15 protein-coding genes and 1 pseudogene are annotated in these 25,625 nt (G+C 65.7%); 7 read left to right on the top strand and 9 right to left on the bottom strand.

Translation table 11 applies throughout. The features are described from left to right. Positions 1-11 precede the first annotated feature (11 nt). The 8 genes from tal to ACYVG8_RS03900 all read right to left on the bottom strand — a co-directional run bounded on the left by tal (position 12) and on the right by ACYVG8_RS03900 (position 15,132). The gene (gene tal / locus ACYVG8_RS03865; protein ID WP_460745041.1) at positions 12-1,073 is read right to left on the bottom strand and encodes a transaldolase; all 1,062 of its coding nucleotides are present in this window, start codon (positions 1,071-1,073) and stop codon (positions 12-14) included. Between the two features lie 89 nt (positions 1,074-1,162). After that, positions 1,163-2,473 carry a phosphate regulon sensor histidine kinase PhoR gene (phoR, locus tag ACYVG8_RS03870; RefSeq protein WP_107889074.1) on the bottom strand — a complete coding sequence of 437 codons (1,311 nt, stop codon included), beginning with the start codon at positions 2,471-2,473 and terminating at the stop codon, positions 1,163-1,165. After that, a complete protein-coding gene (gene phoB, locus ACYVG8_RS03875; RefSeq protein ID WP_028499430.1) occupies positions 2,470-3,159 on the bottom strand; it encodes a phosphate regulon transcriptional regulator PhoB in 690 nt (229 codons plus the stop codon). Before phoB ends, phoR begins: the two co-directional genes overlap by 4 nt. Before the next feature lie 108 nt (positions 3,160-3,267). After that, positions 3,268-6,330, bottom strand: coding sequence for a bifunctional diguanylate cyclase/phosphodiesterase (locus ACYVG8_RS03880; RefSeq protein WP_084300094.1), 3,063 nt, complete (start codon positions 6,328-6,330; stop codon positions 3,268-3,270). 497 nt (positions 6,331-6,827) lie between these two features. Beyond that, positions 6,828-8,603 (bottom strand): dihydrolipoyl dehydrogenase, encoded by a 1,776-nt coding sequence (gene lpdA, locus ACYVG8_RS03885; RefSeq protein ID WP_460745043.1) that lies wholly within the window; start codon positions 8,601-8,603, stop codon positions 6,828-6,830. A 103-nt stretch (positions 8,604-8,706) separates the two neighbouring features. Next, on the bottom strand, positions 8,707-10,356 hold the full coding sequence (aceF, locus tag ACYVG8_RS03890; RefSeq protein ID WP_460745044.1) for a dihydrolipoyllysine-residue acetyltransferase: 1,650 nt from the start codon (positions 10,354-10,356) through the stop codon (positions 8,707-8,709). Between the two features lie 96 nt (positions 10,357-10,452). Beyond that, complete coding sequence (gene aceE / locus ACYVG8_RS03895) at positions 10,453-13,125, bottom strand: pyruvate dehydrogenase (acetyl-transferring), homodimeric type (protein WP_028499433.1); 2,673 nt, start codon at positions 13,123-13,125, stop codon at positions 10,453-10,455. A 564-nt stretch (positions 13,126-13,689) separates the two neighbouring features. Then, positions 13,690-15,132 (bottom strand): beta-barrel assembly-enhancing protease, encoded by a 1,443-nt coding sequence (locus ACYVG8_RS03900; protein ID WP_107890303.1) that lies wholly within the window; start codon positions 15,130-15,132, stop codon positions 13,690-13,692. 119 nt (positions 15,133-15,251) lie between these two features. Between ACYVG8_RS03900 and ACYVG8_RS03905 the strand changes: the two genes are divergently transcribed. Genes ACYVG8_RS03905 through rlmH form a run of 4 tightly spaced genes read left to right on the top strand, consistent with a single transcriptional unit; the run spans position 15,252 to position 17,791 of the window. Continuing rightward, positions 15,252-16,250, top strand: a complete 999-nt coding sequence (locus ACYVG8_RS03905) for a DUF2804 domain-containing protein (RefSeq protein ID WP_036386065.1) — start codon at positions 15,252-15,254, stop codon at positions 16,248-16,250. After that, positions 16,234-16,905, top strand: a complete 672-nt coding sequence (gene nadD / locus ACYVG8_RS03910; protein WP_234413012.1) for a nicotinate-nucleotide adenylyltransferase — start codon at positions 16,234-16,236, stop codon at positions 16,903-16,905. Before ACYVG8_RS03905 ends, nadD begins: the two co-directional genes overlap by 17 nt. Next, positions 16,906-17,298, top strand: a complete 393-nt coding sequence (rsfS, locus tag ACYVG8_RS03915; protein WP_036386070.1) for a ribosome silencing factor — start codon at positions 16,906-16,908, stop codon at positions 17,296-17,298. Between the two features lie 22 nt (positions 17,299-17,320). Continuing rightward, positions 17,321-17,791, top strand: coding sequence for a 23S rRNA (pseudouridine(1915)-N(3))-methyltransferase RlmH (rlmH, locus tag ACYVG8_RS03920; RefSeq protein WP_028499438.1), 471 nt, complete (start codon positions 17,321-17,323; stop codon positions 17,789-17,791). Between the two features lie 14 nt (positions 17,792-17,805). Here the strand turns inward: rlmH and ACYVG8_RS03925 are convergent. Then, a pseudogene (locus tag ACYVG8_RS03925) lies at positions 17,806-18,246 on the bottom strand (YidB family protein); the annotation flags it as partial. A gap of 257 nt (positions 18,247-18,503) precedes the next feature. Here ACYVG8_RS03925 and ACYVG8_RS03930 point away from each other — a divergent pair. The 3 genes from ACYVG8_RS03930 (at position 18,504) to ACYVG8_RS03940 (ending at position 25,370) form a co-directional block, all read left to right on the top strand. After that, a complete protein-coding gene (locus ACYVG8_RS03930) occupies positions 18,504-19,793 on the top strand; it encodes an NCS2 family permease (protein WP_107889071.1) in 1,290 nt (429 codons plus the stop codon). Positions 19,794-19,804: 11 nt separating this feature from the next. Further along, entirely contained in the window at positions 19,805-21,112 is a 1,308-nt protein-coding gene (gene guaD, locus ACYVG8_RS03935) for a guanine deaminase (protein ID WP_107889070.1), read from the top strand. A gap of 406 nt (positions 21,113-21,518) precedes the next feature. Continuing rightward, a complete protein-coding gene (locus ACYVG8_RS03940; protein ID WP_460745045.1) occupies positions 21,519-25,370 on the top strand; it encodes an autotransporter outer membrane beta-barrel domain-containing protein in 3,852 nt (1,283 codons plus the stop codon). Positions 25,371-25,625: the final 255 nt, after the last annotated feature.

Raw genomic sequence — 25,625 nt, forward strand, 5'->3', positions numbered from 1 at the left:
GTCCTTGCCGCTCAGGCGGTCAGTTCCAGCAGGGCACGGTAGGCGTTGTCGAACAGCGCCAGTCCCTGCTGCTGCAACGTGTCGCCGACCTGGTCGAGGTCGATGCCGGCAGCGACCAGCGCGGCCAGTTGCGCATCGACCGCATCCAGTCCGGCCGTCAGCGTCGGCGCGGCTTCGCCATGGTCGCGGAAAGCGGCCAGCGTGGCGTCCGGCACGGTATTCACCGTGTCCTTGCCAATCAGGCCTTCCACGTACATCACGTCGGAGTAGGCCGGGTCCTTGGTGCCGGTGCTGGCCCACAGCAGGTATTGCGGGCAGGCGCCATGGGCGCGCAGCGGCGCGAACTCGCTGCCGTGAAACCGTTCCAGATAGCGCTGATAGGCGCTCTTCGCCAGCGCCAGCGCGCTCTTGCCGCGCAGGGCCTCCGGCAGTTGCGGATCGAGCAGACTGTCGACGCGGGACAGGAAGAAGCTGGCGACCGCCTTGACGTGATGCAGCGGCAGGTCGTCGTCCATGCGCGCATTCAGGCCGGCGATATAGGCGTCCCACACCGCCTCGACCTGGCGCAGCGAGAACAGCAGCGTGATGTTGACGTTGATCCCTTCGCGGATCAGCGTGCGGAAGGCGGCGATGCCGGCCGGCGTCGCCGGGATCTTGATCATGGCGTTGGGACGCGCAATCGCACGCCACAGCCGGCGGGCGGCCGCCAGCGTGCCGACCTCGTCATCGGCGAGCAGCGGCGACACTTCCAGGCTCACATAGCCGTCTTCGCCATGGCTGCCGACATAGGCATCACGCAACTGGTCGCACGCCAGCTGGATGTCGGGGATGACCAGGGCTTCGTAACGCTCTTCGGCCGACAGTTTCGGCACCGCCTTCAGGCGGCCGAGATCGGTCTGGTAACGCGGATCGTGGCGAATGGCTTTTTCGAAGATGGCGGGGTTCGAGGTGACGCCGGCAATGCCGTCATCCCGGACCAGGCATTCCAGCGCGCCGGTCTGCAGCAGTTCGCGTGACAGGTTGTCGAGCCAGATGCGCTGGCCCAGCGGGCGTATGGCGGAGAGTCGCTTCATGAGGCTTGTCCGTTCTTGTTCTACAGGATTCAGACAAACATCCTAGCGCGACGGTTCCTTTGCCGCCACGTCCGCGCGCAATCCGCGCGCTATGGCGTGACCGCGTCCGGTTCGGCGACCCGCTCGCGCGGGAACGACACGCTGAAAGTACTGCCTTTTTCCAGCTCGCTGCTGACTTCCAGCCGCGCATGGTGGCGCGCCAGCACATGCTTGACGATGGCCAGGCCAAGACCGGTGCCGCCCGAGTTGCGCGAACGTCCCCGGTCCACCCGGTAGAAGCGTTCGGTCAGTCGCGGCAGGTGTTCGCGGGCGATGCCGATGCCGGAATCGGTCACGCTGAACACGGCGCGGTTGCCGTCGAACTGCCAGCGCAGGGTCACGGCGCCGCCGGCCGGCGTGTAGCGGATGGCATTGGACACCAGGTTGCCGAATGCGCTGTGCAGTTCGTTGACCGAGCCCCACAGCCAGCGGTCGCTCTGCTGCTCCAGCACCACCTCATGCCGGCCCTGCGACAGCCCCTGCGCCTCAACCAGCAGCACGCGCAGCAATTCATCCATGTCGACGCGGTCGGTCTGGGTGCCGCCGCCGTTCTCCAGCCGCGACAGCGTCAGCAGGTCCTCGACCAGGCTCTGCATGCGCCGCGCCTGCTCCATCATCAGCGGCAGGAACTGGCGCAGCACTTCGGGGCTGGGCGACTCCATGTCGACCAGCGTCTCGACAAAGCCGCCAATCACCGTCAGCGGCGTGCGCAGCTCATGCGACACATTGGCGACGAAATCACGGTGCACGGTCTGCACCCGTTCCAGCTGGGTGATGTCGCGCGACAGGATCAGCTTGCGGGTCGAGTCGAACGGCACCAGCTGCACCGACAGCACCCGCTCGGTCGGCTGCGACTGGCGCAGGATCAGCGGCTGGCTGTAGTTCTGTTCGGTCAGGTAGCGATGAAAGCCGGGCTGACGCACCAGGTTGGCGATCTGGTTGCCGACGTCGCCCTTGCGGTCGAGGGCGAAGTGCTCGACCGCCATCGGGTTCAGCCATTCGATACGGTCGTGCTCGTCGAGCACCACCACGCCGTCCGGCATGGCTTCGCCGGCATTGATGAAGCGTTCGAGCACATTCGACAGCTTCTTCTGGTTCATGCTCTGCTGGCGCGCCTGGCGGTACAGCGCGGAGAAGATCTGCTGCCAGCTTCCCAGCCCCTCGGGAATGCGCTCCGGACGCGGATGGCGCATCCACTGGATCAGCAGCGCAACGTGGTACAGATGGAAGACCAGCCACGCCGCCAGACCGACCGCCAGCACGGCGAACAGCGCAGCGGCACCGGCGGTGAACCACGCAGCCAGTGCGAACAGGCACAGGACGCCGGCCCAGGCGGCACTGCGGGTCAGGAATGCCTTCATGCCTGGGCCGAGAAGCGGTAGCCCGTGCCTCGCACGGTCTGCACCAGCGAATCATGGCCGCTGCCTTCCAGCGCGCTGCGCAGGCGGCGGATATGAACGTCGACGGTACGCTCCTCGACGAACACATGGTCGCCCCAGACCTGGTCGAGCAGCTGGGCACGGCTGTGCACGCGTTCCGGGTGGGTCATGAAGAAGTGCAGCAGGCGGAACTCGGTCGGGCCGAGATCGAGCGGCTGGTCGCCGGCATAGACCCGGTGCGTGCCCGGATCGAGCTTGAGCCCGCGCACCTCGACCGCATCGTCGGTCATCTGCGGCGCGCGGCGACGCAGCACGGCCTTGATCCGTGCCTGCAGCTCGCGCGGCGAGAACGGCTTGGTGATGTAATCGTCGGCGCCGGTTTCCAGCCCGGTGATCTTGTCCTGCTCGTCGGAGCGAGCGGTCAGCATGATGATCGGCACGGCGCGGGTCCGCTCGTCGGCGCGCAGTTTCTTCGCAAACTCGATCCCGCTCTGGCCTGGCAGCATCCAGTCGAGCAGCACCAGATCCGGCAGGGCGTTCTTGACCAGTGTCATTGCGGCTTCCGCGCTGGCGGCGCGCAGCACGTGGTGCCCGGACTGGTTCAGATTGAAGGCGATCAGTTCCTGGATCGCCGGCTCGTCTTCGACAAGCAGAATGTTGGCGGGCATGGGGGAAGTCGGGTCCTGGCTGCAAGAATTGTGGCAAGCATAGAAACGGCCTGTTACCGAAACATGACAAGTCACCTACAAAATGCAAATAGCGGAGAGCCGGGCCGCTCAGCCTGCCAGATCGGCCACCCTCGCCTCGGCCTGGTCGTCGCGCAACCGGGCAGCGAAATCTTCCGCCAGCAGCGGGCGGCTGAACCAGAAGCCCTGGATCAGGTCGACGCCGGCCGCCTGCAGGAAGGCGAACTGCCCTTCGGTCTCCACCCCTTCGGCCACCAGGCGCAGGTTCAGGTGCTTGCCCAGCGAAATCACGGCGCGCACGATGGCGGCGTCCGAATCGTCGTTCTCCAGGTCGCGCACGAAGCTCTGGTCGATTTTCAGCAGGTCGACCGGGAAGCGCTTCAGATAGCTGAGGCTGGAGTAGCCGGTGCCGAAGTCGTCGATCGACAGCTGTACCCCGAGCTGTTTGAGCTCGGACAGCGTGGCGATCACCTGCCGCACATCGTGCATGACGATGCTCTCGGTCACTTCCAGTTCCAGCCATTGCGGCGCCAGACCGGTCTCGACCAGCGCATCGGCCACCTGGGCGACGAAGTTCGGCTGCTGGAACTGCCGGCCGGACAGGTTGACCGCAACCGTGATCGGCTCCAGCCCCTGCCGCTGCCAGACAACGGCCTGCCGGCAGGCTTCGCGGATCGCCCAGTCGCCGATCTGCACGATCAGCCCGCTTTCCTCGGCGATCGGGATGAAACGTCCCGGCGAGATCATGCCGTATTCGGGATGCTGCCAGCGCATCAGCGCCTCGGCACCGACGATGCGGCCGCTGATGGCATCCACCTGCGGCTGGTAGTGCAAACACAGCTCGCCGCGCAGATGGGCCGTGCGCAGCTGCACTTCCAGCTCCAGCCGCTCGGCGGCGCGGTCGTTCATGTCGCTGCTGTAGAACTGGAAGGTATTGCGTCCGCGCCCCTTGGCCTGGTACATCGCCGCGTCGGCGTTGCGGATCAGGTGATCGGCCTCGATGCCGTCACGCGGATACAGGCTGATGCCGATCGACGGCGTGGTCGACAGTTCACGTTCGCCGACCCGGAACGGCACCGACATCGCGGTGACGATGCACGAGGCCACCTCGCCGGCGCCCTGCTCGGTGGCACCGGGCAGGATGATCAGGAATTCGTCGCCGCCCAGGCGCGCCAGCGTATCGTCCGGGCCAATGAATTCGTCCAGCCGGCCGGCTACCGCCTTCAGCACTTCGTCGCCGACGGCATGGCCTAGCGAATCGTTGATGTTCTTGAAGTTGTCCAGGTCGATGAACAGCACGCCGATCGGCCGCTCCTGGACTTCGGCCTCGTCAATCGCATGCGACAGGTGCTGGTACAGCGCATAGCGGTTGGCCAGCCCGGTCAGCGCATCGAAGCGCGCGTAATACTCGATGCGCGCCTCGTTGAGTTTCTGCGCGGTCACGTCGTTGATGGTGCCGATCAGCCGCTGCGGCCGACCCAGCACATCAGGGTCGACAAACTGGCCGCGAGCCTGCACCCAGCGCGTTTCGCCGTTGCGCACATTGACCCGGTGCGTGCTTTCCACCCGTTCCGGCGGCACCCGCTGCCAGCCGGTGAATTCGGCTTCGACCCGGGCGCGATCCTCTTCATGCAGATGGGCAAACCAGGCTTCGAGCGGCAGTTCCAAGTGGCTTGAGTGCAGGCCGAAGCGGCGCAGCACCGAGCCGGTCAGCACGATTTTGCCGCTGGACAGGTCCATTTCGTACAGCGCGGTATCGGACGCTTCCAGCGCCAGCCGCAACCGGGCCTCGCTGGCGGCCAGCGCGGCCTCGGTCCGGCGCCGCGCGCTGATGTCGCGCGCCTGCAGGCACATGACGGTCTCGCCGGTCTCGCGCACCAGCACGCTGCTGGTCACTTCCGCCGCGACTTCGGTGCCGTCCGCCAGCCGCAGCGTGCATTCGAACAGTTCGCTTTGCCGGTCCAGTCCGCGCAGGTACAGCGCACGCCAGCGATCCGGCTCCAGCTGCGGCATCAGGCTGCCGATGCGCCGTCCAATCAGGATCTCGTCGTTCCGTGCCAGGCAGCGGGTTGCCTCGCGATTGGCGTAACTGACCGTGCCGTCGGCAAACACCCACAGCACCAGCTCGGCGCTGTTGTCGACCGAGTTCTGTGTCAGTCGCAGTCGCCGCTCGCTGCGCTCCAGCCGCTTCAGCTGCGCGAGCAGTACCAGCAGCAGGGCAGTCAGGCCGGCCATGGTCAGGGCCAGCAGCAGGCCCTTGGACAGCATCTCCGCCCACCAGCCGGCCAGCGCCCGGGACTTGCTGCGGCTGACGCTGACCACCAGCGGCAGTTTCTCCAGTGGCGCAATGGCGACCAGCCGGGTGTCGCCGTCCAGCACCGATTCGAACAGCCCGCCCTCGCGGCGATCGCGGATCAGCCCCGAGACGATGCGGGCGCGCTGTGGCGATGTTGTCTGCGCAAGGCTCTGTTCCGGAAACGAAATCAGCCGGGTACCGTCCTGCTGCAGCAGATCGATCGCGGTATCGTCGTCAATGCCCAGCGTGCGGTAGAACGCCTGAAAAAAACCGGGATCGATCCCCGCCATCACCACGCCATGCAGGCGACCGCCACTTTCGATCGGCGCCGCCATCGGCACGAACTGATGCTGGTTGATGCGGTTGGCGACCGGCCGGCCGAACAGAAACGCCTGCGCCGGGTTGCGACGCAGCGACTCGAAGACTTCGCGCCCGCGAATGTCCAGCTGGTGCACCGGGTAGACCATCGAGGTGGCGACCACGTCGCCGTGACGATCGGCCACGGTCAGGAAATTGGATTGCGGATCGAGCATCAGCGCATCGCGCAGCACGTCGTGCAGCGCCGCCTCGTTGCGCTTTGCCAGCAGGGCCTGCACTTCCTCGGAACGGGTCAGGGACATCAGTTGCCCGGTCGAGGCGCGGAAGACTTGCGAGAAATGGGCAGCCAGCACCCGGGACAGGGAACCAAGCTGGCTGCGTTCGGCTTCCAGCGCATTGCGGTAGCCGTGCCAGCCGGTAATCAGCAGCCCGGAAGTCACCAGCAGCACAAGCAGGCAGAAACCGATCACCAGGATCCGGCGCAGCCGGTCGATCGGATACAGGCTCAACGGCAGGTGGGAAGGGATGCGTTCAGCCATGGTGCGCGGGGGACTGAGTGCGGTCGGGCATGCGCAGCCGCCCCAGGGCCGGATGGCAGCGCAAACAGGGAGAACCGGTGAGCGAAGGACGACGCCCGTCAGGCCGCAGCCCCCGTGCTCGGGATGGCCGGCCCTGCTGTACGCTCCACTCCCTGCCTTCCCGCCCCAAAGTCACGCTCCCGTTATGCTATTCGTAATAATAAAGGCGGGTCGATTATGCCTTGTGTGAAACAAAAGCACACCGTTGGCACAAAATTATCTTTCAGCCGCTTCGGCAGGGGTCAAATCTACACCAGACAGGCCGTGAACTGCAGCACAAATCACAGTTTCAGGCGGTGGCGACAAGCACTGGCTCCTTGAGTAACGACCCATGCCGGGCAGAGTATTCAGACAAATCATATTGATAGCGGGCACCGGCTTCCCGACTAAGTACATGAGCATAAAAAATCGCCCCGAACCGAAAATTCCGGCACGGGGCGATTTTTTGGCTTTTTTGCTTACTTGCGTCGTTGCGGCGGCAGGTCGGTACACACGCCCAGCGCCACCTCGGCCGCCATGCCGACCGATTCGCCCATGGTCGGGTGCGGATGGATGGTCTTGCCGATATCCTCGGCATCGCAGCCCATTTCAATCGCCAGGCAGATTTCACCGATCATGTCGCCGGCATGCGGTCCGACAATGGCACCACCGACGATATGGCCGCTGTCGGCATCAAAAATCAGCTTGGTGAAGCCTTCGTCGCGGCCATTGGCGATCGCGCGGCCGCTGGCGGCCCACGGGAACACGCCCTTGCTGATCTTGCGACCGGCTTTTCTGGCCTCATCCTCGGTCACGCCGACCCAGGCGACTTCCGGATCGGTGTAGGCGACGCCCGGAATCACGCGGGCATCAAAATACGCCTTGTGGCCGGCGCAGTTTTCCGCCGCCACATGCCCCTCGTGTACCCCCTTGTGCGCCAGCATCGGCTGGCCGACCACGTCGCCGATGGCGTAGATGTTGGCCACATTGGTTCGCTGCTGCTGGTCGACCGGGATGAAGCCACGCTCGTTGACCAGCACGCCGGCGTTTTCCGCACCGATCAGCTTGCCGTTCGGCGCGCGGCCGGCGGCAACCAGTACCAGGTCGTAGCATTGCGGGCCGGCCGGGGCCTTTTCGCCCTCGAACGTGACCCAGATGCCGTCTTCCTTCGCCTCGACCGCCGTGGTGCGGGTGTTCAGCATGATGTTGTCGAAGCGGTGGCTGTTCCACTTTTCCCACACCTTGACCAGATCGCGATCCGCGCCCTGCATCAGGCCGTCCATCATCTCGACCACGTCGAGACGCGCACCCAGCGTCGAGTACACCGTGCCCATTTCCAGGCCAATGATGCCGCCACCGATAATCAGCATGCGTTTCGGCACCGAACGCAGCGCCAGCGCGCCGGTCGAATCGACAATGCGCGGGTCCTCGGGAATGAATGGCAGCTTCACCACCCGGCTGCCGACGGCAATGATCGCCTGCTTGAAGCGGATCACCTTGCGTTCGCCGGTCTGTTCGCGGCCTTCGCCCAGGGTCACGCTGACCTCGAGATGGTTCGCATCGAGGAAGCGGCCTTCGCCGCGCACGATATCGACCTTGCGCGCGCGGGCCATGCCGGCCAGGCCACCGGTCAGCTTGCCGATGACCTTGTCCTTGTAGGCGCGCAGCACGTCGACGTCGACTTCCGGCTTGCCGAACTTGATGCCGTGACTTTCCAGGTGGGCCACTTCGTCGATCACCGCCGCGTTGTGCAGCAGTGCCTTGGACGGAATGCAGCCGACGTTCAGGCACACGCCACCCAGCGTCGAATAACGCTCGACGATCACGGTCTTCTGACCCAGGTCGGCACTGCGGAACGCAGCCGAGTAGCCACCGGGCCCGCCACCAAGCACCAGCACATCGCACTCGATGTCGGCATTGCCGGCAAAGGCGCCTGCGGCGGCGGGTGCGGCCACCGGGGCAACTGGCGCAGCAGCAGGAGTGGCAGCAGCCGGTGCGGCGGCTACGGCAGCGGCCGATCCGGCCTCCAGCAGCACGATCACGTCACCTTCGCCGACCTTGTCGCCGACCTTGATCCGGACTTCCGTCACCACGCCGGCAGCTTCTGCCGGTACGTCCATGGTCGCCTTGTCCGTTTCCAGCGTGACCAGCGTGTCATCCTTCTCCACCCGGTCGCCCACTTTCACGGACACTTCGATCACATCCACGCCCGCATGCCCGCCGATGTCGGGAATCTTCAGTTCGATTTGGCTCATAGGTTTTCCCGGGCATGGACGAGGGCGTTGCCGCCGCCCATGCCTGAATTCTGTTTGTGGGTCTGCGGCATGCCGCCACCAGGACGGCATGCCGTTTCCGGCGTCACAGCATCAGGCGGCGGATATCACCCAGCACCTGGCTCAGGTAGCTGGTGAAACGCGCAGCGGCCGCGCCGTCGATCACGCGGTGATCGTAGGACAGGCTCAGCGGCAGCATCAGCCGCGGCGCGAATTCCTTGCCGTTCCACACCGGCTTGATCGCCGACTTGGACACGCCGAGGATGGCGACTTCCGGGGCATTGATGATCGGCGTGAACGCCGTGCCGCCAATGCCGCCCAGGCTGGAAATCGAGAAGCAGCCGCCCTGCATGTCGCCCGGCAGCAGCTTGCCGTCGCGGGCCTTTTTCGCCAGTACGCCGGTTTCCTGCGCAATCTCGATCAGGCTCTTCCGGTCAGCGTCCTTGACCACCGGCACCACCAGACCATTGGGCGTGTCGGCGGCAAAGCCGATATTCACGTATTGCTTCAGCACCAGGTTGTCGCCGTCCAGCGACGCATTGAAGGCCGGGAATTTCTGCAGCGCCTTGACCGCGGCCTTGATCAGGAAGGCCAGCGGCGTCAGCTTGACCCCGTCCGCCTTCAGCTCTTCGCCCATCTGCTTGCGGAAGGCTTCCATGTCGGTGATGTCGGCCTCGTCGAACTGGGTCACATGCGGAATCATTACCCAGTTGCGCGACAGGTTGGCGCCGGAAATTTTCTTGATCCGCGACAGCGGTTCGCTGGTCACCGGACCGAACCTGGCGAAATCGACCTTCGGCCACGGCAGCAGGTCGAGGCCCGAGCCGTTGACCGGCGCAGCGGCGACGGCCGCGGCCGGGTTCTGCAGCACGCCCTTGACGAAGGTCTTGACGTCGCTTTCGGTAATGCGGTTCTTGCGGCCGGTGCCGGAGACCTTCGACAGGTCGACACCCAGCTCGCGCGCCAGGCGGCGGACCGACGGTCCGGCATGGGCGCTGACAAAGGCGACCTGATCGACCGGAGCGACCGCACGCGGCGCTGCCGCCACGACCGGGCTGGCAGCCGGCGCGGTCACGACAGCGGCCGGTGCCGCCACCGGTGCCGCCACCGGGGCCGGGGCGGCGGCCGGCGAGGCGGCAGCCTGGCCTTCAGCCTCGATAACGACAATGGCGGCGCCCTCGCCGACCTTGTCGCCGACCCTGACCTTCACTTCCACCACCAGACCGGCAGCGGTAGCCGGCACGTCCATGGTCGCCTTGTCGGTTTCCAGCGTGATCAGCGTGTCGTCGACAGCAATCCGGTCACCGGCCTTGACCGCAACGTCGATCACGTCGACGCCGTCATGGCCGCCGATATCCGGCACGGTCAGCGTTTGCCGGCCACCTGCTGCTGCGGGAGCGGCAGGTGCGGCCGCCACCGGAGCCGGGGCAACAGCGACCGGGGCAGCTGCAGGGGTGGCAGCAGCCGGGGCAGCGACCGGCGCCGCAGCGGCCGATTCAGCCTCCAGCAGCACGATCACGTCACCTTCGCCGACCTTGTCGCCGACCTTGACCCGTACTTCCTTCACCACGCCGGCGGCTTCTGCCGGTACGTCCATGGTCGCCTTGTCCGTTTCCAGCGTGACCAGCGTGTCGTCCTTCTCCACCCGGTCGCCCACTTTCACGGACACTTCGATCACATCCACGCCCGCATGCCCGCCGATGTCGGGAATCTTCAGTTCGATTTGTTGGCTCATGTCTTGTCCTTGGCCAGACGCGAGGCGGCGAATCCGCCCGCCCCGCGCCCGAGGGGCCCCGCCGGCTGGCGGGGGCCCGGTTCATCCCTTACCCGCTTATACCGTCCACGGGGCCGGCTTGTCGGCCTGGATACCGTATCTGGTGATGGCTTCCTCGACCCGCGCGACATCGATCCGGCCTTCGTCGGCCAGCGCCTTCAGTGCCGCCACGGCGACCTGGTAGCGGTCGACTTCGAAGAAGCGGCGCAGGTTGGCGCGGCTGTCCGAACGGCCGAAGCCGTCGGTGCCCAGCACGGTGTAGCGTCCCGGCACGAATTCGCGGATCTGGTCGGCGTAGGCGCGGATGTAGTCGGTTGCAGCCACGCACGGGCCCTGACGTCCGCCCAGTTGCGTTTCCACGAACGACTGGCGAGCGGTCGCGACCGGATGCAGGCGGTTGTAGCGCTCGGTTTCGCGGCCATCGCGGGCCAGCAGGTTGAACGAGGTCACGCTCCAGATATCGGCGCTGACGCCGAAATCGTCGCGCAGCAGCTCGGCACCGGCGATGACTTCGTTGAGGATGGTGCCCGAGCCCATCAGCTGGACCTTGAGTTCGCTGTCGGCACCGGCCTTCAGCAGGTACATGCCCTTGAGGATGCCGTCGATCGCCGCATCGCCTTCCGGCAGCGCCGGGTGGGTGTAGTTCTCGTTCATCAGGGTGATGTAGTAGTACACATCTTCCTGTTCGACATACATGCGCTTGAGGCCATCCTGCAGGATCACGGCCAGTTCGTAGGCGTAGGTCGGGTCATAGGACACGCAGTTCGGGATCAGCCCGGCCTGGATGTGGCTGTGGCCGTCCTCGTGCTGCAGACCTTCACCATTCAGCGTGGTCCGGCCGGCGGTGCCGCCGAGCATGAAGCCGCGGGCGCGCAGGTCGCCGGCCGCCCAGGCCAGGTCGCCGACGCGCTGGAAGCCGAACATCGAGTAATAGATGTAGAACGGCACCATCGGGATGCCATGGTTCGCATACGAGGTGGCGGCAGCGATCCACGACGACATCGCGCCGGGTTCGTTGATGCCTTCCTGCAGCATCTGGCCGTCCTTGGACTCCTTGTAGAACATCAGCTGGTCGGCATCCTGCGGCACGTAGTTCTGGCCCTGGCTGGACCAGATGCCGTACTGGCGGAACATGCCTTCCATGCCGAAGGTACGCGACTCGTCAGGCACGATCGGCACGATCTGCTTGCCGATGTTCTTGTCCTTCAGCAGCACGCCAAGCATGCGCACGAAGGCCATGGTGGTCGAGAATTCGCGGCTTTCACTGCTCTTCAGCAGCGCGTCGAACACGTGCAGGCCCGGAATCGCCATCGGTGCCTTGACCGGCAGACGCGACGGCAGGTAGCCGCCGAGCGCGCCGCGACGGCTGCGCATGTACTGCATTTCCGGGCTGTCGTCGGCCGGCTTGTAGTACGGAACTTCGTGTTCGAGCTGCTCGTCGGTCACCGGAATGCCGAAGCGGTCGCGGAAGCGGCGGATGGAGTCGATATCCATCTTCTTTGCCTGGTGGGCGATGTTCTGCGCCTCGCCGGAACGACCCATCGCGTAGCCCTTGATGGTCTTGGCCAGAATCACGGTCGGGCGACCGCGCGCATTGGTGGTCGCTTCGTGGTAGGCCGCATAGACCTTGTGCGGGTCATGGCCGCCACGGTTCAGCGCCCAGATCTCGTCGTCGGACATGTTGGCGACCATTTCGCGCAGCTCCGGATACTTGCCGAAGAAATGTTCGCGAACATAGGCACCGTCCCTGGACTTGAAGGTCTGGTAGTCGCCGTCGACGCACTCGTCCATGCGCTTCTTCAGCAGGCCATGGGTGTCCATCGCCAGCAGCGGGTCCCAGCGGCTGCCCCAGACAACCTTCAGCACGTTCCAGCCGGCGCCGCGGAAGTCGCCTTCCAGTTCCTGGATGATCTTGCCGTTGCCGCGCACCGGGCCGTCCAGACGCTGCAGGTTGCAGTTGACCACGAAGATCAGGTTGTCGAGGCCTTCGCGTGCGGCCAGCGCGATCGCGCCCAGGCTTTCCGGCTCGTCCATTTCGCCATCGCCACAGAATACCCAGACCCGGCGTCCCGGCGTACGCGCCAGCCCGCGGCTTTCCAGATACTTCAGGAAGCGGGCCTGGTAGATGGCCATCAGCGGGCCCAGGCCCATCGACACGGTCGGGAACTGCCAGAAGTCCGGCATCAGCCACGGATGCGGATACGACGACAGGCCATGACCGTCCACTTCCTGACGGAAGTTGTCCAGCGCATCGGCGGACAGGCGGCCCTCGATAAAGGCGCGCGCATAGATACCCGGCGCGGAGTGCCCCTGCACATAGATCAGATCGCCGTCCTGCTCTTCGTTCGGCGCACGCCAGAAGTGGTTGAAGCCCACGTCGTACAGCGTCGCGGCTGACTGGTAGCTGGCGATGTGGCCGCCCAGCTCGAGATCCTTCTTGCCGGCGCGCAGCACCAGCGCCATCGCGTTCCAGCGGATGATCGAGCGGATGCGGTGTTCGAGTTCGTGATTGCCGGGCGACTTCACTTCCTTGCCGACCGGAATGGTATTCCGGTAGGCCGTCGTCGCGTCGAACGGCAGGTGCGCGCCCTGGCGGCGCACACGTTCAACCATTTGTTCCAGCAGGTAATGGGCGCGCTCGGCGCCGTCGCTGGCAAGCACCGATTGCAGTGCTTCCAGCCATTCCTGGGTTTCCTGCGGGTCGATGTCGTTGTGCAGGGGTTCGGTCATGTCTCATCCACCTCAAACGAGTTATCCGGCTGGCGTCAGTCTTCCGCCGGAAAGCGAAATCGCGTGTTGCGCGAATTTGTAATGATTGGAAACGAACAGCTTATGTCGTTTTTTGTACACCGGATTGTGTCGCAAGTCGGTTTTTTTTGCAGCCGTTTTCGTTCACGTCAACCAGTCACGTCGACGGCAACGACACCCGTCATGTTGCGCTGCAGCGCGGCAAAACCGAACATTTCAGCAAATAATTGCCAGTACAACAGCATTTTTCACTGCCCCGGAGCCCGCTGCCTCCGCTTTTGACCCTTTGGCGCGGCAATGTTGCTTTGCGAAAGAAATTGTCACCGCATCCGCAAATGCAGCGTGTTCGCCACACAATCGTCACTATAACCGGATTGTCGAACACGCCAAGGGGGTCGGCAGCAAAACGCCGCGACGGAAGCGCGGCGCTGGAGGCGGAAGCGGCTGGATCCAGTCAGGCGGACTGTCGTGCCCACGACGGATCCTGTCTGTCGGGCATGCACCGACGCCACGGTGACCGTCGGTGCCCACCTGACATCAGCAGTCTTAACGGCGTTCGTTCTTTTCTTCCTTGACGATGGGCGTCAGTTCGTCGACGCGGGCGTCGATACGCGAACGGACGTAGAAATCATCGCCCCTGGCATCGCGGGCGAAACGGTACTGCTCCAGCGCCGCACGATAATTGCCCTCGTAATAGAACTGCTGGCCGAGTGCGAAGTGGTAGCGCATCACGTCGCGGTCCGCGTAGATGCGCGCCAGCCGCTGCCACAGCACGGCGCTGTCCGGGCGGCGGGTGACTTCACGTTCGGCCAGGTCGCGGGCCGGATCGAGCCGCTTGCCGGCGATCAGGCTGTCGATCTCGCCATAGGCCAGCGCCGGCGCATCCGGGAAGCGCGCCCGGCCGTCATGGTAGAGCCGTGCCGCCACATCGTAATTGCGCGCCGCCAGTTCGATGGCCGCTTCCTGGCCGATCAGCCACGGATTCGGCTGGCCGGCCAGCGCGGCCGCCCGCCGGTTCGCGTCCCGCGCGCCGGCAATGTCGTTCTGTGCCAGCAGGGCAGCGGACAGCCCGTACCACTGGGCCATTTCGCTGACATAGCGGCGATCGCGGATCGCATCGCGGTAGAAGCGTGCCGCCGCCAGCGGTTCCATCACCGCAACACGGGACTTCTCCCGCGCCAGCAGGAATTCGACCGAGTCGGCCGGCATCCGTGCCGGCTGGCTGGCCGCACGATTCTCGGCGTCGGACACCCGTTCGGAGGTCACCGGGTGGGTACGCAGGAAAGCCAGCGCATTGTTGTCGTTGATGCGGTTGGTCTTTTGCAGCCGCTCGAAGAAACTGCCCATCGCCCGGGAATCGAAACCGGCCTTGCCCAGCGTCTGGATGCCGACACGGTCGGCCTCGCGCTCGAAGTCGCGGCTGAACGACAGCTGGTTCTGGATCGCCAGACCCGGACCGGCAGTCGCGGCGGCAATCGCCGCGTTGGCGCCACCACCGGCGCTGGCGGCCAGCACGGCGGCCAGCATGCCGCCAAGCGCCATCAGGTTGCCCAGCCCGCGCTGCTCCATCTGCCGCGCGATATGGTGCTGGGTCACGTGCGCCATTTCGTGCGCCATGACCGAGGCCAGTTCGCTTTCGTTCTGTGCCGCGACGATCAGCCCGGTATGGATGCCGATATAGCCGCCGGGCATGGCGAAGGCGTTGATCTGGTTGTCGTCGATGGCGAACAGCCGGTAATGCTGGGCCGGGTCGGGGCTGGAATTGGCCAGCCGCACCGACATCCGCCTCAGGTAGTCATCCAGCTCGGCATCGCCAAGCAGGGCATTGTTCTCGCGCAGCCAGCGGAAGCCGTCGCGGCCGGCGCGCGCTTCGTCGCTGCTGGTAAAACCGGCTTGCGCCGAATCCCCCAGATCGGGCAGCAGGATCTGGGCCGGGACAGTCGGGCTGACCAGCAGGCAAGCCAGCAGGAGGGCGGACGATGTTCTCATGCGGTCAATCATAGCCGCCAAACCGGTCATCAGTCTTGCCGCGAAGACGACTTTCGCCACGGCAGCCGCGTCCAATCTGGGTACACTCGGGGTCATTCCCGTTTCCGATCCGCCTGCGCATGAACGGCTTCTCCTCTTCCTTCCCGCCCGCACCGGAGCGTGCCACCGACGATGCCGGACAGCCGCGCTGCGGTCGTTACGCCGGTCTGATCGCCGATACCGGCTGGTCGGCACTGGCCCTGTCCCCGTTCGCCCGTCTGAGCAGGCGGCTGCGGCACAAGCGCTGGCAATACGCCGGCATCAGCCATCCGCGCTTCTTCGTCGGCATGGCGGTCGTCGACGCCGGCTGGATCGCTTCCGGCTTCTGCTACGTGTTCGACCGCAGCAGCCGGCGCATGGTCGCCGCCTGCGCCAGCGACGGTCTGCCCGGCCTGCACGCACATGTGGCGGATACGCCACTCGGCGACGCGCACTATGCGCGCGGGGCGGTCCGGCTGGGTTTCGTCCGCCATCCCGACCGGCTGGAACTGGCGGTCAGCGCCGACGGGCTGCGCCTGGCCGCCCACCTGCCGACGGCCCCCCTGCCACCGGTACTGTCGGTGATCGCCGTGCCGCAGGGCGGGATCGCGCATGTCACGCACAAGACCGGCGGACTGGCACTCAGCGGCTTTGTCGACGCCGGTGGCGAACGCTATTCGCTCGACGGTGCCGTGGCATCGCTCGATCACTCCAGCGGGCTGCTGGCCCGTCATACCCGCTGGCGCTGGGCCAGCGCCTTTGACGGCCGCCTCGGCCTGAATCTGCAGCAGGGCTATCTGGGCGAGGCGGAAAACGCGCTGTGGATGGATGGCCGGCTGATACCGGTCGGCCCGGTCAGCATCGAGCATGGCACCGACCCGCTCGAACCATGGCGCATCCGCGACCGCGACGGGCTGGTCGATCTGCATTTCAGCCCGGAAGGCGCCCGCCATGAGGACCGCAATCTGGTGCTGGCATCGACCCGCTACGTCCAGCCGGTCGGCACGTTCAGCGGCAGCCTGCGCGCCGGTCCCGACGGCGCCGTGTCAGTCATCCGCGGCCTGGCCGGCGTGACCGAGGACCATGATGTCCGCTGGTAAGCCGGCCAGGCCGGCCGGCATCGGCCTGTACGGCGGCACCTTCGACCCGATCCACAGCGCCCATCTGCGGCTGGCGTGCGCGCTGCGCGACGAGCTGGCGCTGGACAGCGTGCGCCTGATCCCGTCCGGGGTGCCGCCGCACCGCCCGCCACCGCATGCGTCCGCCGTCCATCGGCTGGCCATGGCCCGGCTGGCAGTGGCCGACGAGCCGGGGCTCGATATCGATGCCCGCGAGCTGGCGCCCGGCGCCAGCGGCTATACCGTCGATACGCTGGCGGCGCTGCGCCGCGAAGTCGGGCCGTCGCGGCCCCTGTGGTGGCTGATCGGCGCCGACCAGCTGGCCGGCCTCGATCGCTGGCATCGCTGGCAGGACTTGCTGACGCTGGCCAACCTGGCGGTCGCCGCCCGTCCGGGCTTCGGGACCCTGCCGCTGCCACCTGCCGTGGACGCCTTGTGGCAGTCGCGCCAAGCGACTGATTTTGCAAATTTTCCTGCCGCGGGTAGAATCCGCGCCCTGACTTTATCGCCGGTCGACGTATCGGCCACCGCCATCCGCGCCGACCTGGCTGCGGGCGGGGACGGGTTGGGGGCGTTGCCGCCCGCCGTCCTGGGCTACATCCGCCGACACCGGCTCTACCGAATTGAAAGTATCTAGATGAATCAAACCGCAACCGCTTACCCCAGTTCCGACGCCATCGCCGCCCTCGCCGTCGAGGCGCTGGAAGATGTGAAGGGCAAGGAAATCGTCAACCTCGACACCCGCGAGCTGACGTCGCTGTTCAACCGCCTGGTGGTCTGCACCGGCGACTCGAACCGCCAGGTCAAGGCGCTGGCCAACAGCGTGCATGTGAAGCTGAAGGAAAACGGCGTCGACATCGTCGGCACCGAAGGCGAACTGAGCGGCGAATGGGTGCTGGTCGATGCCGGTGACGTGGTCATCCACGTCATGCTGCCGGCCGTGCGCGACTACTACGACCTCGAAGCGCTGTGGGGCGGCCAGAAGCCGGTGTTCACGCCGATCCCGGGCAAGGACTGGAAAGCGGTCTGAGTCCCGTCACGCCGCAACAGTCATGAAGATCACACTGCTCGCCGTCGGCACCAAGATGCCGCGCTGGGTCGACGACGCCTACGCCGACTACGCGAAACGCCTGCCGCGCGAGGTCACGCTCGAACTGCGCGAGATCAAGCCGGAGAAGCGCGGGTCCGGCGTCACGGCAGAAAAGGGCATCGCCGCCGAGCATGCGCGCATCGTCGCCGCGCTGCCGCCGCGCGCAAAGCTGGTGCTGCTCGACGAGCGCGGCAAGGCCTGGACCACGATGCAGCTGGCCGACGGTCTCAAGGGCTGGCTCGGCGACGGCCAGGATATCGCCATCGTGGTCGGCGGTGCCGACGGCACGTCGGACGAACTGAAGGCGCGCGCCGATCTGCTGCTGCAGCTGTCGGCCATGACGCTGCCGCACGGTATGGTACGCGTGCTGCTGGCCGAGCAGATTTACCGCGCGGTCAGCATCCTGAACGGCCACCCGTACCACCGCGAGTAGCCTCCCGGCGCGTCTCAGCGCTTGAACAGCCCCGACAGCGCACCCAGTCCCTGCGACAGCAGGTCGCCGCTGCCGGCCTCGACTTCGCCGTTCGGTGTCAGCGTATCGACCACCTGTGGCAGATACTGCGCCACCAGATCGGATGCCTGCTGCGGATCGACACCGAAGCGCGCCGCCAGGGCACTGACCTGTTCGCTGCCGAGTATCTGCTGAATCTGCTCGGCACTGACCGGTGCATTGTCACCGGTACCGATCCAGCTGCCGACCACGTCCGACAGCCCGCCCTGCTGAAACTTTTCCACCAGTCCCCCCAGGCCACCCTGCTGCTGGATCAGTTCGGAGATGCCGGCCAGTGCATTGCCGCCCTCACCCTGCGGCCCGCCCAGCAGCCCGCCGGCCGACTGCAACAATCCATCCAGAAGTCCCATGGTTTTTCCTTTCCCGGTTTTCATGCACGCGGCACGCGGGCCGCTCCGCTCCCAGTGTAGAAGCTATTGGCACAATGCGCCGCCCGCTGACGCCGGGACGGTCAGTCGCTATACTCGCAGCCGATCGCAATCCCTGACTGCGGCGCGCCGGATTTCCCGCCGGTTGCGCTGCCTGGCGCCCCCCGGCGCCGCCATCGGGCGTCCGTCTGTTTCACGGATGCATTCCGGAATCGTCCCCGCCTGTCGGCTACGATGAATTCCGCCACCAGCCCATCACCTCCTCCATGCTCGAACGATACTTTTCGCTCGTGGCGAACGGCACGACCGTGCGCCGCGAAATCCTGGCCGGCCTGACTACCTTCCTGACCATGTCGGCCATCCTGTTCGTCAATCCCGACATCCTGTCGCAGGCCGGCATCGACCATGGCGCCGCCTTTGTCGCCACCTGCCTGGCCGCTGCCGTCGGCTCGCTGATCATGGGCCTGCTGGCCAATTACCCGATCGGCCAGGCGCCGGGCATGGGCATCAATGCCTTCTTCACCTTCGGCCTGGTCAAGGGCATGGGTCTGCCATGGCAGGTCGCGCTCGGCTGCGTGTTCGTATCCGGCTGCCTGTTCGTGCTGGTCAGCGGCCTGCGCATCCGCGAATGGTTCGTCAACGCGTTCCCGCGCAGCCTCAAGCATTCGATCGCTGCCGGCGTCGGCCTGTTCGTGGCCCTGCTCGGCCTGTCCACGGCCGGCATCGTGGTCGGCAACCCGGATACCCTGGTCGCCATCGGCAAGGTCGGTTCGCCGCAGGCGCTGCTGGCGATGGGCGGTTTCGTGCTGATGGTCGTGCTCGACAAGCTCGGCGTGCGCGGCGCGATCCTGATCGGCATCCTCGCGGTGACGGCGGTCTCGGTGGCACTGGGACTGACACCGTACGGCGGCGTGTTTTCCGCCCCGCCGTCACTGGCGCCAACCTGGCTGCAGGCCGATATCGGCGGCGCGCTGCAGAGCGCCACGCTGGGCATCGTGCTGAGCCTGTTCCTGATGGACCTGTTCGAGACCTCGGGCACGCTGATCGCCATCGGCGAGCGCGGCGGCTTTCTCGACCGCGACGGCAAGCTGCCACGCCTCAAGCAGGCCATGCTGGCCGACAGCACCGCCATCACCATCGGCGCCCTGCTCGGCACCTCCAGCACCACGTCCTACCTGGAAAGCACGACCGGCATCGCCGCCGGCGGCCGCACCGGCCTGACCGCGGTCGTTATCGGCCTGCTGTTCCTGCTGTCGCTGTGGTTCGCGCCGCTGGCGGCCATGATCCCGGCCCACGCCACCGCACCGGCGCTGCTGTTCGTCGCCGTGCTGATGCTGCGCAGCCTGACCCATATCGACTGGGACGACATGAGCGAATCGGCCCCGGCCATCGCCTGCGTCACCACCATGGCCTATACCTTCTCGATCTCCGACGGCATTGCCTTCGGCGTGATCGGCTATGTGCTGATCAAGACCCTGTCCGGCCAGTGGCGCCAGGTCAGCCTGCCGATTGCCGCCGTGGCCGCGCTGTTCGTGCTGCGCTTCTGCATTGAATGAGGACACCGCCAATGAAAACCGCCCTGCGTGGTGCCATGCTGACCTTCCGCGACGATCCGTTCACGCACGCGCTGTCCGACTGTGCGGTCTACGAGCCCGACGCCGTCATCGTCATGGCCAACGGACTGATCGATGCCGTCGGCCCGGCCGCCGACATCCTGCCGACCCTGTCCGCCGACGTGCCGGTCACGGTCTGGCGCGACTGCGTGCTGCTGCCGGGCTTTATCGACAGCCACGTCCACTATCCGCAGACCGAGATGATCGGCGCCCATGGCGAGCAGCTGATCGACTGGCTGAACAACTACACCTTCGTGGCCGAGCAGGGCTTCAGTGACAAGACGCATGCCGCCGAAGTCGCAGAGGTTTTCCTGCGCGAGCAGCACCGCAACGGCGTCACCGCATCGACGGTGTTCTGCACCGTGCATCCGCAGTCGGTCGACGCCCTGTTCGAGGCCGCCGCCCGGGTCAACATGCGCATCATGGCCGGCAAGGTATGCATGGACCGCCACGCGCCGGCAGCGCTGCTCGACACGCCGCAGCGCGCGTATGACGAGTCGAAGGCACTGATCGGGAAATGGCACGGCAGGGGTCGCGCCGAATACGTGATCACGCCACGCTTTGCCCCGACCTCGACCCCGGAGCAGCTCGACGCGCTCGGCAGCCTGGCGCAGGACTTCCCGACCACGCTGATCCAGTCGCATCTGGCGGAGAACATCGACGAGCTGGCCTGGGTCCGCGCGCTGTTTCCGTCCTGCACCCACTACACCGACGTCTACCAGCGCTACGGCCTGCTGCGGCCGCGCGCGCTGTACGGCCACGGCATCCACCTGTCGGAAGCCGAGCTGGACATCCTGTCCGCGACCGGCAGCGCCATCGTGCACTGCCCGACCTCGAACTTCTTCCTCGGTTCCGGCTGTTTCGACCTGCGCCGCGCCCGGGACGCCCGCCGCCCGGTCGCGGTCGGCCTCGGCACCGACCTCGGCGCCGGCACCAGCTTCTCGATCCTGCAGACGCTGAACGAGGCGTATAAGGCCGCCCAGTTCCACGGTTTTCCGCTGTCGGCCGCCCAGGCCATCTACCTGGCCACGCGCGGCAATGCCCGCGCACTGGGCCTGGACGACCGTATCGGCGCGATTGAGGCCGGCATGGAAGCGGATATCGCCGTGCTTGACCTGATGTCCACCCCGCTGATCGCCTACCGCATGAAATACGCGCGCGACTGGCAGGATGCCCTGTTCATCCAGATGACGCTCGGTGACGATCGCGCCATTGCCGCAACCTATATCGCCGGTCAGCAGGTGCATTGCCGGAACGGGTAATACGTATGCTTTCCGGCCCGTTTTTTATCACGATCCGGCAAAGTGCCTTTCAAATAGTGCGCAGCAAAAACGGGATTTAAACGGAAAAGTAAAAAAGCTTGCACCGCATGGTTATTTCTCATCGCCGCCCCAATAAAAACCGGCAACGACATTCCATCCATCCTCATAAAAAAACAGAAAAACTCCCGACAAGAAAACGTATTGCTTTCCTTATCGCCGATTTGCAAACCGTATAGCCTCGCAGCCTTGTTTTCATGATGAAACGGAATCTGCGATGCAGCGATTATATGGTTATCTTTCGGGATTAACTGCCAGGCAAATCCAGTACCGCGCCAGAAAGCGAAAAACCGGACCTGTGCACTGCCCGCGGCATTTGCCGTCCGGGCTTGGCCGGACAGGCGGCATCGTGGCGCTGTCGGCCCTCATTGCCGGCATCCCGGCGGCCAATGCGGCCCCCGCCGACATCACATGGGATGACCGGGCCGATAACTGCGAGGCGGCGGCCCCGGCATCCGGCCCCTGCCACACCGCGCTCCGTTTCTCCGGTATCCACACCGCCAGGCTGGGTCTAGCCGGACTCGGGCCGGCCGGACTGGCCGCGCTGCTTGGCAGCAAGAAGGGGGACAAGCCGTCGGCACCGGCAGGCAATCACATCGCGCCTGACGCCGCCCTGCCGCCCCGCTCCACACCGGCTGGCCAGCCGGGCGGAAACCCGGCCAGTCCCGATACCGGCAATCCTCCCCTGTCCGCGCCGGCAGACCGGCAGATCGGAGCCCCCGTCAATCCCGGCACCGGCAGCCCCCCCGTCCTTCCCCTGCCGAGCGCCATCAGGCAGAACCCGTACCGGCCAATCAGCCTGATCCGTTCGGCCACGCTGCACATTCCCGACCAGGGCGCATTCATCAACACCGGGACGCTGAGCGACACCACCCTGGCCGCTCATGGTCCCCTGCATAACGGGCCCAGCGGCCGCATCGCACTGCATCCGCTGGCGGACAGCCACTTTCATCACACCCTGCGCAACCATGGCACGATCGATCTGGAAGCCGCACTGACCGGTGCCGGCAGCGGCCGGCTGATCAATGCGCACAGCGGCGTCATCAGGCTGAGCGGCAAGGGCACGATCCGCGCCACGGCACGCAGCCTGTTCATCAACGACGGCACCGTCACCGCCCGTCATGCCATCGGCCAGCGCAGCGAGCGCTTCATCCTGATGATGAGTGCAGAGGGTGGCGGGCCCGCCCGGCCGGGACTGAATACCGGCACCCTGATCGCCCGTGGCGGCTACGGTGCCGTCACGTTCAAGGCCAGCGACTACCAGAAGCGGACGTTCATCAACCGTGGCAACATCGATTTCACCGCCGAGAACGGCGCCACGCGCGCACTGCACATCCCTGAATTCAACAATTTCAACACGCTGATCAACGACCGCGGCGGCATCATCACCGTCCGCGGCAACCATGCGGTCGCCATGGGCAGCAACGGCATGGCAAGCCACCTGGTAAACCGGGGCACCATCAATCTCGGAGTCAGGGATACGGCCGACTTCGGCATGGCCGCGATGGAGGCGGGCGCCTGGGGCAAGCCCGACGGCCGGCACCCGGCCGTCATCATGCGCTCGACCCTGCTCAACGACACCGAGGGGGTCATCAATGTCTTCGCCAGGCACTCGTTCGCTTTCCGGATCCACCGGCCTGACGGCAACCTGCCATCGGCTGCCATCCTGATCAATCGCGGCAAGGTCCATCTGCTCTGCGGCAACAGCAGTTGTGCAAACAGCGAGCGCCGCATTGTCGTCAGCCCCCATGCCACCCAGACTTACCGGTTCACGCTGCCGGACACGTCCGGTCTCGATGCGCCGGACCCCGCCGGGCCGACCGGAACCGGCCATGTCCATCTGGGTGTGGACGGAAAGGCCGGCGGAATATTCGTCAATACCGGCCGGCTCGATCCTTTGCACCTGACTTCGTCCGGCCATGTGCACAACACCGACAGCGGCGAGCTGAAGCTGGACAGCGCGCAGATCCGGAACACGCTGTGGAACGACGGGCAGATCCGCACGGAAGCCCGCCTGGAGACCCTGGATGGCGGCCGTTTCGTCAACCGGCATGGCGGGCAGATGCTGCTGACCGGCAACGGCTCCCTGTATGCGTCATCCGACAGCGCCTTCGTCAACCTGGGCCGTATCCTGGCGGAGCGGGCCGGGCCTGCCGCGGCCGGTACCGCACTGCTGGTTCTGAGCGGCAGCGGGGACAACAATGGCAGCCGGACAAAATCCAACGTCGGCAGCATGATCACCCGTGGCGGCTACACGGCAGTCAGGGCCGAAGCCGGCAACAAGCGGCAGATGTTCATCAACCGCGGCAGCATCGACTTCACCGCCGAGCACGGCGCCACCAGCGCGCTGTCCGTCACGGCCTCGACCGGCAACGACCATGACCTGATCACAGACCTGGTCAACGACAAGACAGGCGTCATCACCGTGCGCGGCGACAATGCCGTCGCCATGAGCAGCGACACCACCTCGCAGCTGATCAACCGCGGCATCATCAACCTTGGGGAGCCCGGCTCACGCCATGTCGGCATGGTCGCCATGGCGCAGCGGGGCTGGCAGGGCTCGCGGCCCCGGTCGGCCCCCTCGCTGCTGGTCAACGAGCAGGGAGGCATCATCAATGTCCACGCCAGACAATCGCATGCATTCAGCATTGACGGGAACAATGCCTTGCTGGTCAACCGCGGCATGGTCAGCCTCTCCTGCGGCGACCAGAGTTGCCAGACATACCGGGACGCCTCTACCCGTGACCAGGACATCAGCCTGAATACAGCCGGCCTGCAGTTTCGCAGCGAAGCCAGCGTTCCGGCTGACGACGAATCGGATCACCGCGGCAACGACAGCCCGCACTATGACCACAACGGCCTGCCTGTCGCCGCCCCGGCCGCCGCTCATGCACAGTCGCTGGCCGGCTACGTGATCGGCACCCGGCCGGACGGCGGCGCCGGTACGCTGGACGGCGGACATCTCGATGCCAGCGGCGTGACCGTCGACACCGGGTTCGCCACCGGCAGCAGCCTCAGGCACGCCACCTTCAGCAAGGTACTGCGCGGCAAGCGCATCGACGGCATCGAACGGATCACCTCGCGCAATGCCGCCTGGCGGGCACAGGCCTACCGTGACGCCGATGGCGATATCGGCATCACCCTGATCAAAAACGACTACCGCGATCTGGTCCCCGATGCGGCACTGCATCCGGTCGCTGCGGCGCTGGAACGGGGCTACGACGGCAGCGCGCTGTTCCACAGCCTGGAACTGGGCTCGGCAACTGATATCGGTCACGCGCTGCGCCAGTTGTCCGGCGCCGGCATCGCCTCCTCACTGCAGCCGCTGCGCACACTGGAACAGCGCTTCGCCCGCTTCAGCGATGACATGCCCGGCAACCGGGCCGGCTTCGGCTTCCGCCTGGTCGGCAGCCGGCATGGCCAGCCCGAAGCCAGGCTTGGCAGCTCGACCTATGACCTCGTCGCCCTGCGCCAGCGCTTTGAACTCGGTCACGACGCCCGGCTGACCGCCCGCTACGGCTTTGCCAGCGTCAAATCCGGACCGGCCACCCATGCCGGTCTCGACGGACGCAGCCAGCTGTTCGGCCTGCACTATGCGCAGCCGCTGGGTCGTGCACAACTGGAAGGAGAGTTCCGATACACGCAGCATCAGGCAGGGACCCGACGCACGTTGCGCTATGGCGATGTCAACCTGCGCCCGCGCGCCGACCAGCGTCGAGACCAGTTCAGCAGCCAGTTCAGCCTCGCCATGCCGCACACACTGGCATCCGGCCTGACCCTGGAACCGCTGCTTGGCCTGAAACTGCGCCACCAGCGTGATGCCGCGCTGACCGAGCGCGATGCCGGCGCCTACGCGCTGCGCCTGTCGGCGGCACGCGACAGCGCCGTGGACGGCGTACTCGGGCTGCGCGTCCGCTACGATGCCGTCGCCTCCCGCAGGGGCTGGCGGGCAGACGCCGAACTGCTGGGTCGCCCGACGCTGTACCGGCAGGCCGGCATCCGCCAGGCCGGCTTCGCCAGCGTCCCGGCCGCCGGCCGCTTCGAGCTGCCGGCGAGCGGCAACCACCGCCTGGGCTACGACGGCAAGCTCGGCCTCAGCCACCATGGCAAGGACAGCCACTTTGAAATCAGCGCCTTTGCCAGCCGCGAGAATGGCGCCGGAGACCGGCGAATCATGGCCAATTATCGCCATGGTTTCTGAATTGTCACCGCCTGCTTCTGTCTCGCCTCTTCTCTGGCAGGAAGCAGGTTTTTCTTATTCAAGCAGACAAAACGTATATCTAACTACGCAAATACTTGCCCAATTCAACGAACCGCGGATTTTTCCAGAAATAATACGGATAGTTCCCATTTGCAAACCAGCCTTGTGTCACTGCCTCGCCCGATCCGGTTCATATAGCGTCATGACTCGATTCCTGGAAGCTCATGCAAGGATGACTCATCATGTTATATATTT

The sequence above is a fragment of the Microvirgula curvata genome, assembly GCF_054781615.1.